Source organism: Ruegeria sp. CF8 (assembly GCF_056537285.1).
Map to the genome: position 1 here is coordinate 140475 of NZ_JBQFRG010000008.1, position 16133 is coordinate 156607.

A 16133-nucleotide genomic window follows, 5' to 3' on the forward strand; every position below is an offset into this window, starting at 1 on the left:
AAATGGCTATCCGCAGTTTTCGTGAAGCGATCAACGACGCCCTTCGCCATGAGCTTGCCAATGACCCGAGCGTTTTTCTGATCGGGGAAGACATCGGCGGCGGCGGTGGCGGCGTTGAAGGCTCTCATGGCACTTCTGGAGGTATGCTCGGTGTAACCAAAGGTCTGCTGAAAGAGTTTGGCCCAGAGCGCGTAATCGACACGCCAATCTCTGAGAGCGCCATCATGGGTGCTGCGGCGGGGGCAGCCCTGACGGGTATGCGCCCAGTGGCCGAGCTGATGTTCATGGACTTCTTTGGCGTCTGCTTTGACCAGATATACAACCAGGCGGCCAAGTTCCGGTACATGTTCGGTGGCACGACCCGCACGCCGATGGTAGTGCGTGGGATGGTCGGCGCTGGCTTTGGCTCTGCCGCGCAGCACAGCCAGGCGCTATGGCCGATCTTCAGCCACATCCCAGGCCTAAAGGTGGTGTTACCGTCAAACCCGCATGACGCCAAGGGCCTGTTGACCCGTGCCATTCGTGATGACGATCCGGTTATCTTCCTTGAGCACAAGGTGCTATATGACACCAAAGGCGAAGTGCCGGAGGATAGCTATGAGATTCCATTTGGCGTGGGCAATGTCACCCGCGAGGGAAGCGATGTGACCGTGGTTGCCTTTGGGCGCATGGTGCTCTTTGCCAATGAGGTTGCGGACAAGCTCAAGGGTGAGATCGCGGTCGAGGTGATCGACCCTCGGACAACGTCTCCGTTGGATACCCAACTAATGCTGGAGAGCGTGGCCAAGACCGGGCGTCTGGTTGTGGTCGACGAGGCCAACCCGATCTGTTCGATGGCCTCTGAGGTGATCAGCGTCGTTGCCACCGATGGCCACGGTCTACTTAAATCCGCGCCGCGCAAGATCACCGCGCCGCACACACCCGTACCCGCAGCACCGGTGTTGGAGCAGGCCTACATTCCGTCGAGAGACACTATCGAAGCCAACATCCGCGCGACCATGACCAGCAGCGGGAATGCCGCGTCTCACTTGGCGCTTATCGCCGGACTGTGACGACAGTTTCAAACGGGGAGGGGTTACCATGAGCACCATCCAGCTTCCGTCAAGCGGCCATCTGATCGACGGCGCATGGCACAACATCGGCGATGTCGCAGAGACAATTGATCCAGCGACTGGGCAAACCATCGGACACTACCATCTGGGCTCCGAAGAATTGACCGATCAAGCTATCGATTCCGCCCGCCGCGCGTTCCGTAAAACCGCGTGGGCCCAGTCGCCACGACTGCGCGCTAAGGTTTTGCTCGACCTAGCTAAGGTTATACAGTCGCGCGAAAGCGAGATTGTCGAGCTGATCGTGCGCGAAACCGGCAAGAAACTGGTGGACGCGACTTTTGAAGTGCGCACCTCTTACGGAGAGCTGGAGTTCTACTCTGGCCTCGCGCGCACCCAATTTGGGCGCAGCATTGAAAGCGCGCCTGATACCTACTCTTTCCTGATGCGCGAGCCGACGGGTGTAGCGTCGATCATCGTGCCTTGGAATGCGCCAGTGATCTTGCTGATCCGGTCGCTGGCACCGGCCTTGGCCTCTGGCTGCACCACAGTGATCAAACCCGCTCCGCAGACGCCACTATGCAACGCCTGGGTCATGGACCGCCTGACTGAAATCGACGACCTACCCTCTGGTATTGTGAACTCAGTCAACGAAAACGGCAGCGTGGTGGGGCGTCGGATGGTATCCTCCGACGGCGTAGATGTCATCAGCTTCACCGGCTCAAGCGCCACGGGCAAGGCGATCATGGCCGCTGCTGCGCCGACTTTGAAACGCCTTTCACTGGAATTGGGTGGCAAGGCTCCGTCTATCGTGTTTGCCGATGCTGATCTCGACAAGGCCGTGCCGCAACTGGTACGCGGCGGGTTGTTGATCTCAGGGCAGATGTGTGTCGCTATCACGCGGATCCTTGTCCAGCGCGAGATTGCCGACGAGGTCTCGGATCGGCTTCTGGCCCTGCTCAGAGCTGCCAAAATCGGAAATGGCATGGATCCTGACACGCAGCTGTCTCCGCTTATTGACCATCAGAATCGGGACCGGGTTGCCAAGCTTGCCGCCGAAGCCGATGCCGAAGGTGAAGTGCTGCTGCGCGGCGCCCCCGTGGTCGGCGATCTCGCCGCAGGAGCCTTTGTGTCGCCGAGCCTGGTCCGGGTCCACGACACCTCTGCCTCAATAGTGCAAGAAGAGGTGTTTGGACCGCTGTTGACACTGGAAGTCTTCGACGACGAACAACAGGCCGTCGAAATGGCTAATGCTACCCGCTATGGCTTGTCGGCCAGCCTCTGGACACAGGATCTGTCGAGGTCTTTTCGGGTCTCCCGTCGCATCGAAAGCGGCACTGTTTGGCTCAACACCCATGGTCGTCTTATCCCTGAAGCCGAAACCGGCGGGTACAAGCATTCCGGCCTGGGCCGTCTGCATGGCGTGGAAGCGATGAACGACTTTCTGGAAACAAAGCACGTCTTTCTGGAAGCCGGCGCAAACTAACGGCGGGCAGGCGTCCTCTCGGGGTTGGCGCAGACGGCTTCAGGACGCGGAAATGGAATCTCCCCGGGGCAGCAGGCAAGATAAAGGGGCCGACGTTGTGCGGCCCCTTTCTTCATTTCAGGCGACGCTGTAGTCGACCGGTACGCCGTGCCAACCGGCCCAGCGTTTTTCCCAATAGAGGTTGTGCATTCGCGCCGTCATCGGTCCAGGGCCTTTCCGGCCGCCAATCATTCGGCCGTCTACCGTGCCCAACGGCATGATGCCGCCAGCGCTTGACGTGTAAAACGCCTCGTCTGCGTTCATAAGCTCGTCGACCGTGACCTCTCGAGCCTGAACGTCCATCTGAAGCGCGGTCCCCAGATCCAGGGCAGTTTTGCGGGTGATGCCTTCAAGGCACCATTCGGCCGGGGTGATAAGGGCGTTGCCTTTGATGAGGAAGAGATTGGACCCTGGCGCTTCGGTGATGTTGCCATTGCCGTCGGTCAGAATTGACCATTCCGCACCCCGGTCGCCCGCTTCGAATAGAGATTGCGAAAAGTCGAGGCCGTGCAAGTTCTTGGCCTTTGGATCCACCGCATTTGGGTTAATCCGCTGATAGTTTTTCGAGATCACTGCATTCGCCCCCCGCATCCGAAGGTCGTCATCAGCAATAAAGATGTAGGGCAGTACATAGGCGTAGTAGCGATTGGTGAATTTGGTCGGGTCGATGCGGTCAGAAGAGCGCATCGGCGTTTTGCCCCTGGTCACGCCAAACCAGACATAGGCGTCCCTGCGACCAGTCAGGGCGACGATCTTGTTCAGGATCGCGGCTTCTTCGGTGCGATCAAACGGATTCTTCACGCGAATGCGATCGCAGGAGGCAGCAAAGCGTTCCTGATGATCGGCAAGGCGAAAAAACTGACCGCGGCTGACGGAGACCACATCATACACCGCGTCTCCGCGATTGAACCCCAGATCTGTGATCGGTATGGCAGCTTCTTCCAACGGCACATACCTGTCTATGATGAAAGCTGCGCCGCCTTCGAATTGGGGGGCATGACTCAAGCGAGCATGTTCAGGTTCTTCTGCCATGATGCCTTGTGCAGGTATCAACTCTTCAATGGCGGACATAGAAACGCTCCTTTAGGCGTGTTTTGTTGTACGAATATTACTTGGATTCGCTTTTGACTGGCGTAAATAATAGTAACTTGCTGCGGAAGCTAAATATATTGTAGAACAAAAATCAAGAAATGTAAGTGGCGTTTCTAAGTGCAACCTGGCTCGACAAACCAGCCAACGGGAGAAAAACATGCTGAAAGTTAATGAACTGAAGTTGCCCTGCGGTGGCATTGCACCAATGCCCATTTATGTTGGCGGTGAGTGGGTAGCTGCTGGCGAAGGCCCTATTGTTGACGTGCTTGATCCCTGTTCTGAACAAGTGCTGGCTCAAGTAGTGGACTGCCAGGCAGGGGATGTTGACTGCGCCGTAGCCGCCGCGCGGAAGACGTTTGATTCATGGGAATGGCGCCGGCTGGCCCCTTCAGCGCGCACCGAGATGCTCTGGAAGCTGTCAGAGCTGATCGACCGCGACCGCGAAGAGCTGGTGCGCCTCGAGGTGGCCAACCTTGGGATGCCGCTGGAGTTGGCGCAGGCTTTTGTCATCGACGGTGTGATTGCCACGCTGCGCTACTACGGCGGCTGGGCCACCAAGATCGAAGGCAGAACGGTGACTCTCGGTCTGCCGGACGAACGCGCATCCGGCTCGCTGGGCCCGGCGTTCCACGCCTACAGCAAAAAGGAACCCGTCGGTGTCGTGGCGGCCATCGTTCCGTGGAACGTGCCGCTGACCATGGCGATTGCCAAGATCGCGCCGGCGATCACCGCGGGCTGCACCGTGGTACTCAAACCCGCGCTAGAGACGCCGCTGACGGCGCTGCGGTTGGCGGAATTGGCCGAAGAGGCAGGCTTCCCCCCCGGTGTGCTGAACGTCGTGACCGGCGGCGGCGGCGCAGGCGCGGCCCTGTCGGCTCACTCGGACGTGGACAAGGTGGCCTTTACCGGATCCGTCGCCACTGCGCGCAAGATCGCCCAGGCCGCTTTGGGCAACATGAAAAAAGTATCGTTCGAACTGGGGGGCAAGTCGCCCTTTATCATTCTGGCAGACAGCGATCTGGACGCGGCCATCGCCTCGGCGGCCCACGGCATCATGATGAACACCGGTCAGGTCTGCTTTATCGGATCGCGTCTGCTGGTCGAAGAACCAGTCTTTGACCAAGTGGTAGAAGGCGTTGCCGAGCACATGAAGAACGTCAGCATTGGCTCGGCCTTTGATCCTGGCGTGGACATGGGCCCGCTGATTTCTGCCCGGCAGAAAGAGCGCGTTCTTAGCTACCTAGACGGCGCCCGCAAGGAGGGTGTCAGCATCCTGCAAGGCGGCGGTGACGTATCGGGCAAGGGCTTTTTTGTGGAGCCGACCCTCGCCGTAGCAAACACCGACGCGACACTCTATCGCGAGGAGATCTTTGGACCTGTTCTGACAGCCCAGAAAGGCGCGGACGCGGCTGAGTTGGCGCGGATGGCCAACGACACCACTTACGGTCTGGCCGCAACGGTCTGGACCCGCGATCTGAGCAAGGCGCACGCCTTGGCAGACGAGATCCGCGCCGGCGTCGTCTGGGTAAACTGTCAAGGCGAGCTGGACGAATCGCTGCCCTTTGGCGGCTTCCAGCAAAGCGGATGGGGTCGCGAGGGGTCACTGGAAGGGGTTGAAGAATACCTTGAGAGCAAAGGCGTGGTAATGGCGCTGTAATCCGGCTTGAACGAGAAACAACCATGATTACGTTTACACTTCAAACCCATATTACCTTTGGCGCAGGCGCCGTTGATCAGATCCGGGCTGAATTTGATCGCCTGGGCATCAGTCGCCCGATGATTATTACCGATCCGTTCTTGATGCGGCTACCGCAAGTAGCCAAGCTAATCGGTGATATTCCCGGCATTTCCGTGTTCTCGGAGACACCGGAGAACCCGACCGAAGCTTCGGCCGAAGCTGCCCTTGCCGTCTATCGTGCCGGCGAATGTGATGGCATACTCGCGATTGGCGGCGGGTCGCCGATGGATCTGGGCAAGGCCGTGGCGCTTCTGGCTTCGAACGGCGGGCGGCTGAAGGACTATGACCTGTTGCAGCCCGAGCACCGCGAGGTGTCTCCGATTGAGCCTCTAATCGTTTTGCCGACAACGGCGGGGACGGGAACAGAGGTTGGCCTGGGATGTGTGATGATCCTCAAGGATGGTCACAAAGCGATCATCGACAGCTACGAGCTGATCCCCGCTGGCGTGGTCTGCGACCCCGCGCTGACCACCAGCCTGCCGCCACGTCTGACGGCTGCGACGGGCATGGATGCGCTGTCGCACTGTATCGAAGGGGTGTTTTCCAACATCGACAACCCTCCGGCCGAGGCCATCGCCCTAGACGGCGCGCGGCGCATCGTGCGGTCTTTGGAAAAAGCGCTTGAGACGCCAGACGATCTGGAGGCCCGTTCCGACATGATGTGGGGCAGCATCGCGGGCGGCTATGCCATGTTGATGGAGCTGGGCGCGGCGCATGGCATCTCGGTGCCGGTTGGCGCAGTGCATCACGTGCATCATGGGGCCCTGACGGCTGCTGTTCTAGGGCGGGTTGTCTCGGTCAACGCAGTCTACGCTCCTGAAAAGGCCGCGCGCCTCCGCGAGGCTATGGGTATCCCCGCGGACGAAGACTTAGGTGACTGGATTGACGCCCTTTGCAAGCGAATCGGTTTGGCTACCTCGTTGAAAGAGTTCGGACTGCGCGAACAGGAGCTGGAAGGCTTTGCCAGGGAGGCAGTTGACGGGCTCTTCAACGCGACCAACCCGGTGCCCCTGTCCGAGGCCGACTACCTCTCTATCATGAAGGCGAATTGGTAAGCCGCGCCGAAGCGGAACAAAAAAGAGCCACCCCATGCACCAATCTGTACATGACATATTGATCGACGCCTTTCACCGGCCCGAAGAATATGACCGACTGCTGGCGCGAGACACGCCGGTGGTGGCGAATCCATTTCAGGAGGGGGTGATCTGCTTTCGTCATGCCGATCTGGCTGTCTTATCGGGGGACCCGGTGATGCAGGCGGCCAACCGTCGGCCCTCTGGCGATCGGGGCGCGGCTCCGACGCAGCTGTCCCAGATGTTCGACCACCATCCGGTGTTCATGAACGAGCCCGAGCACAAGACCACCCGCAAAGCCGCTTTTAAGATCCTTGCCGCCGACGGCACCAAGGCGATTCAAGCCTACTTTGACGACGCCTTCGACAGCCGACTTGGCGCGCTGGCCGCAAAAGGGCAGGGGGATCTGATCGCAGATGTCTTTGCGCCGGTCATCACCGCGCTGTGGTCGCGCATCGCGACGGGCGACGACAGCCACGGCGCCTTTCTGGGCAGATCCGTCCGTCCTGTCGGGGGAATGATGGGCTATCACAGAGACGACTCCGTTGTGGCCGCGGCGGACGGCGCGGCGCAGGCCCTGATGGGTTTTTTTGTCGAAGCTGCCCTGACAGATCCCGCGCTCACCGCAGCGCTGTCCTTTGACGCGATCGATGGCATGGGCGGCATGACCACCAACGCGGCCTGGCTGGCCTGTTACCACCCGGGGACATTGCAGAGCATCGACGGAGACGCGGCCCAGGCCGCGCAGGTCTGGACCGAAGCCACCCGGTTGGCACCTGCCATCCAGGGGCTGTTCCGCTCCCCGTCCCAGGACATCACCGTTGGCGCGCAGACCATCACCGAAGGCACCACCGTCCTGATGCTTTATGCGGCGGCAAATCGGGACGCCATAGCCTTTGACGACCCGCACTCGTTCCGACCGGGGCGCGAAAGCGCGCCCATGACCTTTGGCCTTGGACCACGCGCCTGCATCGGGCGGGGTCTCAGCAAGATCGCCGGTTGCTCAGCTTCGCTGGCGCCGGCCAGACACTTTCCCGAAGCCCGGCTTTTACATCAGGTGTCGTGGGGCACCCCGGGTCTGGGGCACACTCCCACCTCTCTCATGGTTGCCGCCTAGACCGCCGAACGGCTCCGGCACAGTCACACCAACACCGGAAGGAAAAGCACATGTCCATTCACAGTTTCGACGTCATCGTTATTGGGGCTGGCCCCGGTGGCTATGTTGCTGCGATCAGAGCCAGCCAGTTGGGGCTCAAGACCGCCATCGTCGAGCGCGAGCACATGGGCGGCATCTGCCTGAACTGGGGGTGCATCCCGACCAAGGCCATGCTGCGTTCTTCAGAGGTGTTCCACCTGATGCAGCGCGCCGCCGAGTTCGGCCTGAAGGCCGATGGGATCGACTATGACCTGGACGCGGTGGTCAAACGGTCGCGCAACGTGGCCAAACAGCTTAGCTCAGGTGTTAGCCACCTGATGAAAAAGAACAAGGTCACGGTGTTCAAGGGGACCGCGACGCTGCCTGCCAAAGGCAAGGTGAACGTGGCCACCAACAAGGGCACCGAAGAGCTGACCGCCAAAAGCATCATCCTGGCCACCGGCGCTCGCGCGCGGGAACTGCCCGGGTTTGAGGCTGACGGCGATCTGGTCTGGACCTACAAGCACGCCCTGACCCCGTCGCGCATGCCGAAAAAGCTTCTGGTCATCGGATCGGGTGCCATTGGCATAGAATTTGCGAGCTTTTACAATACCCTAGGCGCCGACACGACCGTCGTCGAAGTGATGGACTGCATACTGCCGGTAGAGGACGCAGAGATCAGCGCCTTTGCCAGAAATAGCTTTGTGAAACAGGGCATGAAGATTATGGAAAAAGCCATGGTCCAGCAACTGGACCGCGGCCAGAGTAAGGTCACCGCCCACATCGAGACCAAGGGCAAGATCGAACAGCAGGAGTTCGATGCGGTGATCTCGGCTGTGGGGATTGTCGGCAATGTCGAGAACCTCGGGCTCGAAGACTTGGGTGTCAAGATCGAACGGACGCATGTGGTGACCGACGCTTATTGCCGAACCGGGGTCGAGGGAATCTATGCGATCGGCGACGTGTCCGGCGCGCCCTGGCTTGCGCACAAAGCCAGCCACGAAGGTGTCATGGTCGCCGAACTGATTGCAGGCAAGCAAGCGCATCCAGTCAAACCCGAATGCATCGCAAGCTGCACCTATTGCCAACCCCAGGTCGCCAGCGTCGGTTTCACCGAAGCAAAGGCCAAAGAACTCGGCCACGACATCAAGGTCGGTCGCTTCCCTTTTATCGGTAATGGCAAGGCCATTGCCCTGGGGGACCCCGAGGGCATGATCAAAACCATTTTTGACGCCGAAACAGGCGAACTGCTTGGGGCGCACATGGTCGGTCCGGAGGTAACAGAGATGATTCAGGGGTATGTCGTCGGTCGGAAACTGGAAACCACCGAGGAAGAACTGATTAACACCGTATTCCCGCATCCGACAATATCGGAAGCGATGCACGAGTCGGTTCTTGATGCATTTGACCGAGTGATTCATCTTTAACAAGATGGCGGCTAACTATGGTACCGCGTCAAGAAACGGCGACGGCCCCTTGAAGCAGCTTACGTCGCTTTCGTTGGAACATTATCCCCAGTATTGTAGTCCAAATATTGAGATAAAAGCAGATCTAAGCGCTAATATAATAATTTATATTTAGACCATAAAGAAAAATTGTTGCACAAAAATTGAATGTTCGACAGATTTGAGTCACAAGGGGAAAACCAATGAAAAGTACCTTAGTCGGTGTGACGATAGCCTCGACACTACTCGCTGGTGTCGCATTTGCTGATTGGCCGGAGCGTCCGATAACCATTATTACGCCTTGGCCTCCGGGGGACGTTGAAGATACCATTGCACGAATGGCTGCTGACCGCATGGAGGCCGAATGGGGCGTCCCAGTAGCCGCGATAAACAAGCCGGGTGGTGGTGGAGTGATCGGAGCCACCGAAGTCGCGAACGCCGAGGCGGATGGTTACACCATTGGCAATCTCGTCCTGAGTCACATTACCAGCCATGTCGCGTTGGGGAACACAAGCTATGGGCGCGATGCTTTTGACGTCGTTGGAATATATGTAACTTACCCGTTTGTTCTTGCTGCCAAGGCGGACGCACCCTTTGATAATCTCGAAGAGTTGGCAACCTATGCTCAAGGCAACGAGTTGTCGCTGGGGCATTTCGGTTACGGTGCCATTCCAACCAAGGTAACTCTGGGACTTCAAGAAAAGATGGGCTTTGAGTTCAGTGCGGATGCGTCCTTTGAGGAACTAACCTGCGTCACACTGACCAATGGTGATGCGCAATTGATCACTACGACAACACCACAGATCCAAGCCTGTCTCGAGGACGGGTCAGTAAAGGCAATTACATCCTATACCAATGGCCGCATTGCGACCCTACCAGACACGCCGACCCTGGGCGAGCAAACCGATGGTGAGCCGATCGTGCTTTGGGGTGGTGTGTTTTTGCCAAAAGGCACGCCCGAAGATGCCCGAGATAAGATTGCAAAGATTTTCGCGGAAGTCATGGCCAGTGAAGAGGTAGCCAACATTCGCAATACTACCGGGGCTGAATTGTATTGGCAGGGTCCGGAAGAGGCAGCGGGCAGGATCGATCGGACCTATGACGCAACTGTCGAGCTTTTGACAACGCTTGGCGAACTTTGACTACGATCGCTTATATTGCACGGCTTTGCAAAAGTCGATCGTCCTTAACAGGGAGAAAACAAATGAGATTTAGTGCAACTTTGGCCTCAGCCGTTGCGGCTTTAGCGATTTCTGCGAGCGTGGCGCTGGCAGAATGGCCCGAACGGCCGGTGACAATCGTAACGCCTTGGCCTCCTGGCGACGTCGAAGACACAATCGCCCGTATGATTGCGGACAAAATGGAAGCAGAATACGGCGTGCCGGTTCAGGCAGCCAACAAGCCTGGCGGCGGCGGGGTAATAGGCGCGACGGAAGTCGCAAACGCGAGCCCAGATGGCTACACCATTGGCAATCTCGTTATCGACCTTTTGACCAGCCACGTGGCCCTCGGCAACACAACCTATGATCTAGACGCGTTCGAAATGGTGGGCATTTACGTGACCTACCCGTTCATCCTGGCCGCTCCGGCTGACGCGCCCTATGACAACTTGGCGGAATTGGCGGAATACGCAAAATCGAATGACGTTGCGCTTGGCCATTTCGGATACGGCGCGATTCCAACCAAGGTGACTTTTTCTGTAGCTAAAGACCTTGGATTTTCTTTTACGTCGGACGCATCCTTTGAAGCCCTGGACTGCACCACACTATCCAATGGTGACGCAGATGTAATCAACACCACCACTCCGCAAGTGCAAGCATGTTTGGAGAGTGGTGAAGCAAAAGCTATTGCTGCCTATACTAACGATCGCATCGTAACTTTGCCAGAAACATTGGCATTGCATGAGCAAGTGGATGGCGACCCAATTGTGCTTTGGGGCGGGTTATTTGTTCCGAAAGGGACACCACAAGATGTTATCGAAAAAATCGCGGTCATTGCAGAAGAGGTGATCGCCTCCGAAGAGGTGGAGAACTTGCGTCAAGCGACAGGTTCCGAGCTTTACTGGCAAGGTCCTGCAGAGGCAAAAGCTCGTTGGGACGCCGACTATGCCGCAGGCGTAGAGCTACTTAAGAAGCTAGGTGAGCTTTAACGCCTCCTCCTAAGACGCGAGGAACAATGTGATGGAACATCCAGCCAGAAATCCAGCGGATGACGAGGACGTCGATGGCGGCATGTCCACAGATGAATCCGACATCATCGGCCTTGGACCTTTCCTTCTAACGCTTTGTTTGTTCCTCGCGTCTGTTGGCCTGATCCTATGGACATCGGCATTGACCAAGGCGCCGCCGCCCGACATGGGGTATTACACCCATCCAGCCTTCTTCCCGACTATCGCGCTCGTTGTGGTCGCCATTGGAAGCGGTCTGGTTACTATCCGGTGCCTGATCCGCAGTTGGCCGTTGGACGTCAGTGCGTTCCTTGTCAGCCTCTGGCGGCATGGCCACCTTCCGGCGCTGTTTTCGCTGCTCTATGTGTGCTATTTCTATGCGGTAGCATTGATCGGATATATCCCAGCGACGATCTGTTTTGTCGCCGTAACGCTGGCCTTCTCCAAAGTGACGCTCAAGCAATGGGCCACAGGTGTCGTCACACTTCCGGCACTTTGCTACGTGGTCTTTGTCTACTTTTTCGAGATTTGGTTCCCGTCGCCAAGCCTGTTCTAAGCAGGATTTAGAATGTCGCGACTGCCTTAGGAGGCGGATATGGAAGCTTTTGCAGAAGGCATCACTGCACTATTGAACATCTACGTTTTGGCTGCGCTTTTCGCGGGCGCTGTTGGTGGCGTAGTGTTGGGAGCTATCCCCGGGCTTGGTCCCGTTGTGGCAATCGCAATTCTGCTGCCTGCGACCTTCCAGATGGAGCCCTTGGTTGGGTTGAGCTTGCTATTGGGAATATACTCCGGCGCCTGGTACGGCGGGGCCATCCCTGCAATCCTGATCAACACGCCAGGCACTCCGGTAAATGTGTTAACCACATACGATGGTTATCCTATGACCAAGCGGGGCGAAGGACGGCGTGCTTTGACGCTCGCCTATACATCGTCTTTCGTGGGCGGCATCGTGTCTGTTCTAGCACTGGTACTGTTTGCCCAACCGCTTGCCTCCATCGCAGCCAACTTTGGCTCTCCTGAATTCGCCATGGCTGCAACGACCGCGATCGTGCTTGTTGTGCTGGCGCACCGAGGGGCGACGCTTCCTGCGATGATGATGGTCGGTGTAGGGCTTTTCCTCAGCACGGTTGGGCTAGAACAGACGTTTTATAGCCAGCGCTACACCTTCGATCAACAATGGCTGCTGAGCGGATTTCCTTTGATCCCAATTGGTCTAGGTCTCTTTGCTGTGTCGCAGGGTCTGATCCTGCTGAGCGGGGCTCAAAACCCGCCCGACACCAAGGAGCCCGCCACACCCAATTTCAAGGCACTGTTCGAGGTGTTCACTTATCCCGTAACACTCTTCCGCTCAGCCGGATTTGGCGTGATCATGGGTGTGCTTCCAGGCGTCGGGGAATGGATGGCGCAATTCTTCTCGTATACGACTGCGCGGTCCGGGTCAAAAAACCCCGAACAATTCGGCAAAGGTTCTCCTGAAGGTCTAATCGCCTCAGAAACCGCGAACAACGCGGTGCCCGCCTCCGCCATGGTGCCGCTGCTTTCGTTGGGGCTGCCGGGCGAAGCACTGACCGCAATGATGCTGGCGGTCTTTACCGTTCATAATGTTTTCCCAGGCCCAACTCTCTTTGAAACACGGCCAGACTTTATCTACGGCCTCTACGGGTCGCTGTTTCTTATCAACATTGTTGCTTTTATTTTCTTGCTGGGTTTCAGCCACTGGATCGCACTGGTTACCCGGTTAAACTACAAACTCATTGGTATGGGCGTGCTCGTCTTTGCTTTTGTTGGCGTCTACACGTCGAACTATAACCTGCGCGATTGTTACCTGGCATTGGTCTTTGGCATCATAGGCGTCGGATTGCGACGGGCGGGGTTGCCGCTGATGCCGATCCTTCTGGGCCTGGTGCTGGGTCCGATCCTGGAAAACCGGCTAAGGCAGGCCATCGGTACATCGGGATCTGCGACCGTGTTTTTTGAACGGCCTATTTCACTAGTCTTTGTTTGTATTATCTTTTTGGCCATCGCCGCGCATTTCTACGCAGTCTATCGCGGTGACTCAGAAAATGAAATCGAGCACCGCGGTAAACAAGACTAGTCAAGTTGTTGCACTGCGGCACGGGCGGCAATCTCTACTGCGTTGCTGCTCTTCGTTGACTGAATTAGCTTGTGATTTTTTGGCGAGATGCGTTCGGGGTTCCTGATCAATCCTTCACTCTACTCTGGCTATTAGGTGTCGATATGCTGGTCTTAATGTCGCCGGTGTGGACTTTGTGGCCCGTTAGAACCAAACCTGACTACTCGGTAGAAACAGTGACGCTGATCTAGTTCGTACTTCGAAAAAACCGTCGACATCAAAACGGCTGACGCCCGCTTATGAAAACGCTTCAACGCGCGCGGTGGTTCCTGCGTGAGCCGCTGTAATCAGTTTGGCGATCAGCGCTGGATCTAAGGGACGGGGATTGCGCGGTGCACGGTCCAAAATGGCCTTGCATGCCGCATCGATTCCCTCAGCAGGCATACCCAATTGTGAAAGGCTCACAGGCGCTCCGATACGTGTCGCGAACTCGGACAATGCCGTACCTGGGTCGGAGCCGCCGAACTGCTTGGTGATAACTTCTGATAGCCCGTCAACGCTCGCTGCATTGTAAGCGACAACATGGGGTAGGACCGCGCTGTTATAGTCGCCGTGGTCGATTTCAAAAAGGCCCCCCAGCACATGACCAAGGCCATGGTGAAGGGCAACGCCCACCATGGACACCAACAGTCCCCCGAGAAATGCTGCATAAAGAACATCGCTGCGCGCTTCGCGATCATCACCGTTGGCAATAGCTCGGGGTAGAGCGTGAGCAATCAGTGTTATTGCCTCCACTGCCAGCATCCGAGCAACGGGATTGGGGGCGGCTGGATACAGCGCCTCTACCGAATGGGCCAGACTGTTCATTCCTGTCGCCGCAGTTTGACGCTGCGGCAGATCCAGCGTCAGATCCGGGTCATAGATGACGCAAGTCGGCAGAGCCGCCCAGTCGCGCCGGGTGAGTTTCTGGCCTTCGATTTTGCGACCGTAGATCGGAGTCATCTCAGATCCAGAGTAGGTTGTCGGTACCGCAACAAACTGAGCTCTGTGTTCAGCCTTAAGAATCTTTCCCAAACCCAGTGTGGACCCACCGCCTATGCAAACAACGGTATCGGCGCCGCTTTTTTGGTATAGGGTGATGACTTGCTGCACGACGGGCTCGGGGCAATGGGATTCAACGCCACTAAAGACGGCCGCCAGTCGCGCCCCAAGGTCCTGAACCATGGCGGCATAACGTGCCTCTCCTGCCGGAGTGGTTACTAACAGAATCCTTTGCGCCCCTATATTGTCCAACGTGCCCGAAAGTTGCTGCACGGCGCCCGCTGCAAATACAACATGTGCCGCAAAGTAATCATAAACAAAAAATCGCGTGCCCATCGTAGGCCGTTCCTGTATTTGGATCGGGAAAAGAGTAGAACAAAAACTTTGCGATACGATAGTAAAAATTTGCCTTTTGCGCCGAAAATGAGTATTTTTGTACAACAAATTTACTGGAGGGTTTCGCTTGAATTCTGTTTCCAACTCGCAATCTGAACTTTGGCGGCACCGCGCGAATGCAGTGCTTGCCGGGAAACAAAGCAATTTTCGACCTGGCCCGGCTTTGCCTGCCATCATTGCCAATAAGGCCGAAGGCGTGCGCATCATTGATGTAGATGGCAAAGATTATATCGATTTCGTCTTGGGTATGGGTCCTGCGATCTGGGGCCACAGCAATCCAGAGTTGAACACCGCCGTGGTGAAACAGATGGATCGACAGTTTTCGGCGGCCTCTTCGCTGATGCATACTACGCTCGAGATCGAGTTGGCGGAGAAGATTGTTGAACATGTGCCTTGCGCGGAGCTGGTACGATTTGGCCTAACGGGTACTGAGGCGGATCAGATGGCAATGCGCTTGGGTCGCGGCGTGACAGGGCGTCGCTACGTACTGCGCTTCGAAGGGCATTACAACGGTTGGGTCGACAACGTTTTTGGTGGTGAGCTGATGACGCAGGATCCGGAGCATCCCTTCCCCACCCATAGTGCTTCAGCCGGTGCCGGGTTGGCTGCACATTCCCAAGACGACATCATGATGGTTCGATGGAATGACGCCGAAGCGCTTGAAGCAGTTCTGAAAGCCCACGGCGACAAGATTGCGATGCTCATGATGGAAGCGATCATGTGCAACAACGGCAGCTGCCCGCCACGCCCCGGCTATTTGGAGCGAGTGCGCGAGCTCTGCGACCAGTATGGCGTTTTGTTATGTTTCGACGAAGTTATCACCGGGTTTCGTGTCGCGATTGGTGGTGCGCAGGAAATGTACGGTGTCACACCCGATCTGGCGGTGTTTGGCAAAGCGATGGCAGGAGGTTTGCCGCTCGCCGCCGTGGCGGGACGGCGCGAGATCTTGTCGCATCTCTCAGAAAACAAAGTTCTCGGCGGCGGTACGTTCAACTCGTTCCCGCTAGCCATGGCTACTGGCCTCGCAACAATGGAAATGCTCGAACGGGACAGTTTTGCTTTTTACGAACGCCTGTCGGCCGTACAGGGCCGAATCGTCAACGGTCTGCTAAATAGCGCAAAAGCTCATGGCTACGATTTTTTGGTTCAGGGCCCGCCCGGATTCCTGTTTTTTGCCTTTACACCGCTCGACGTGGCCTACACACCCCACGAGCTGGCCTCCGCAAACATGGTGCGTGCGATGAAGTTCCGCGGCCACTTGGAAGAGGCCGGTGTGGTCGTCGCAGGCGGATCACGACTTGTTACTTCGCCAGCTATGTCAGAAAAAGACATTGAGGACGCCCTGATCCGATTTGATACGGCCTTCCGGAATATGCGAGCAGCAGGAGACTAACC

At 57.2% G+C, this 16133-nt stretch carries 13 protein-coding genes; 11 read left to right on the forward strand and 2 right to left on the reverse strand.

From position 1 onward, the window contains the following. Positions 1–2 precede the first annotated feature (2 nt). Positions 3–1052 (forward strand): alpha-ketoacid dehydrogenase subunit beta, encoded by a 1050-nt coding sequence (locus ACR0EV_RS17940; protein ID WP_480801354.1) that lies wholly within the window; start codon positions 3–5, stop codon positions 1050–1052. A 28-nt stretch (positions 1053–1080) separates the two neighbouring features. After that, entirely contained in the window at positions 1081–2535 is a 1455-nt protein-coding gene (locus ACR0EV_RS17945; protein WP_480801355.1) for an aldehyde dehydrogenase family protein, read from the forward strand. Between the two features lie 117 nt (positions 2536–2652). On the opposite strand, the gene ACR0EV_RS17950 is transcribed toward ACR0EV_RS17945, so the two are convergent. Next, on the reverse strand, positions 2653–3645 hold the full coding sequence (locus tag ACR0EV_RS17950) for an aminotransferase class IV (protein ID WP_480801356.1): 993 nt from the start codon (positions 3643–3645) through the stop codon (positions 2653–2655). Between the two features lie 178 nt (positions 3646–3823). On the opposite strand from ACR0EV_RS17950, the gene ACR0EV_RS17955 reads away from it, so the two are divergent. From ACR0EV_RS17955 to ACR0EV_RS17990, 8 genes are all read left to right on the forward strand, one after another. Beyond that, positions 3824–5323 (forward strand): aldehyde dehydrogenase family protein, encoded by a 1500-nt coding sequence (locus ACR0EV_RS17955; RefSeq protein ID WP_480801357.1) that lies wholly within the window; start codon positions 3824–3826, stop codon positions 5321–5323. 23 nt (positions 5324–5346) lie between these two features. Beyond that, positions 5347–6459: an iron-containing alcohol dehydrogenase gene (locus ACR0EV_RS17960; RefSeq protein WP_480801358.1), complete on the forward strand. Its 1113-nt coding sequence runs from the start codon at positions 5347–5349 to the stop codon at positions 6457–6459. 34 nt (positions 6460–6493) lie between these two features. Then, positions 6494–7594 carry a cytochrome P450 gene (locus ACR0EV_RS17965; protein WP_480801359.1) on the forward strand — a complete coding sequence of 367 codons (1101 nt, stop codon included), beginning with the start codon at positions 6494–6496 and terminating at the stop codon, positions 7592–7594. Between the two features lie 50 nt (positions 7595–7644). Beyond that, positions 7645–9039, forward strand: a complete 1395-nt coding sequence (lpdA, locus tag ACR0EV_RS17970; RefSeq protein ID WP_480801360.1) for a dihydrolipoyl dehydrogenase — start codon at positions 7645–7647, stop codon at positions 9037–9039. A 221-nt stretch (positions 9040–9260) separates the two neighbouring features. Then, positions 9261–10199, forward strand: coding sequence for a tripartite tricarboxylate transporter substrate binding protein (locus ACR0EV_RS17975; RefSeq protein ID WP_480801361.1), 939 nt, complete (start codon positions 9261–9263; stop codon positions 10197–10199). Positions 10200–10402: 203 nt separating this feature from the next. Further along, a complete protein-coding gene (locus ACR0EV_RS17980) occupies positions 10403–11206 on the forward strand; it encodes a tripartite tricarboxylate transporter substrate binding protein (RefSeq protein ID WP_480801362.1) in 804 nt (267 codons plus the stop codon). A gap of 31 nt (positions 11207–11237) precedes the next feature. Continuing rightward, the gene (locus ACR0EV_RS17985) at positions 11238–11780 is read left to right on the forward strand and encodes a tripartite tricarboxylate transporter TctB family protein (RefSeq protein ID WP_480801363.1); all 543 of its coding nucleotides are present in this window, start codon (positions 11238–11240) and stop codon (positions 11778–11780) included. A gap of 39 nt (positions 11781–11819) precedes the next feature. Continuing rightward, on the forward strand, positions 11820–13322 hold the full coding sequence (locus tag ACR0EV_RS17990; protein WP_480801364.1) for a tripartite tricarboxylate transporter permease: 1503 nt from the start codon (positions 11820–11822) through the stop codon (positions 13320–13322). 276 nt (positions 13323–13598) lie between these two features. On the opposite strand, the gene ACR0EV_RS17995 is transcribed toward ACR0EV_RS17990, so the two are convergent. After that, on the reverse strand, positions 13599–14678 hold the full coding sequence (locus ACR0EV_RS17995; RefSeq protein WP_480801365.1) for a maleylacetate reductase: 1080 nt from the start codon (positions 14676–14678) through the stop codon (positions 13599–13601). A gap of 127 nt (positions 14679–14805) precedes the next feature. Between ACR0EV_RS17995 and ACR0EV_RS18000 the strand changes: the two genes are divergently transcribed. Then, positions 14806–16131, forward strand: a complete 1326-nt coding sequence (locus ACR0EV_RS18000; protein WP_480801366.1) for an aspartate aminotransferase family protein — start codon at positions 14806–14808, stop codon at positions 16129–16131. Positions 16132–16133: the final 2 nt, after the last annotated feature.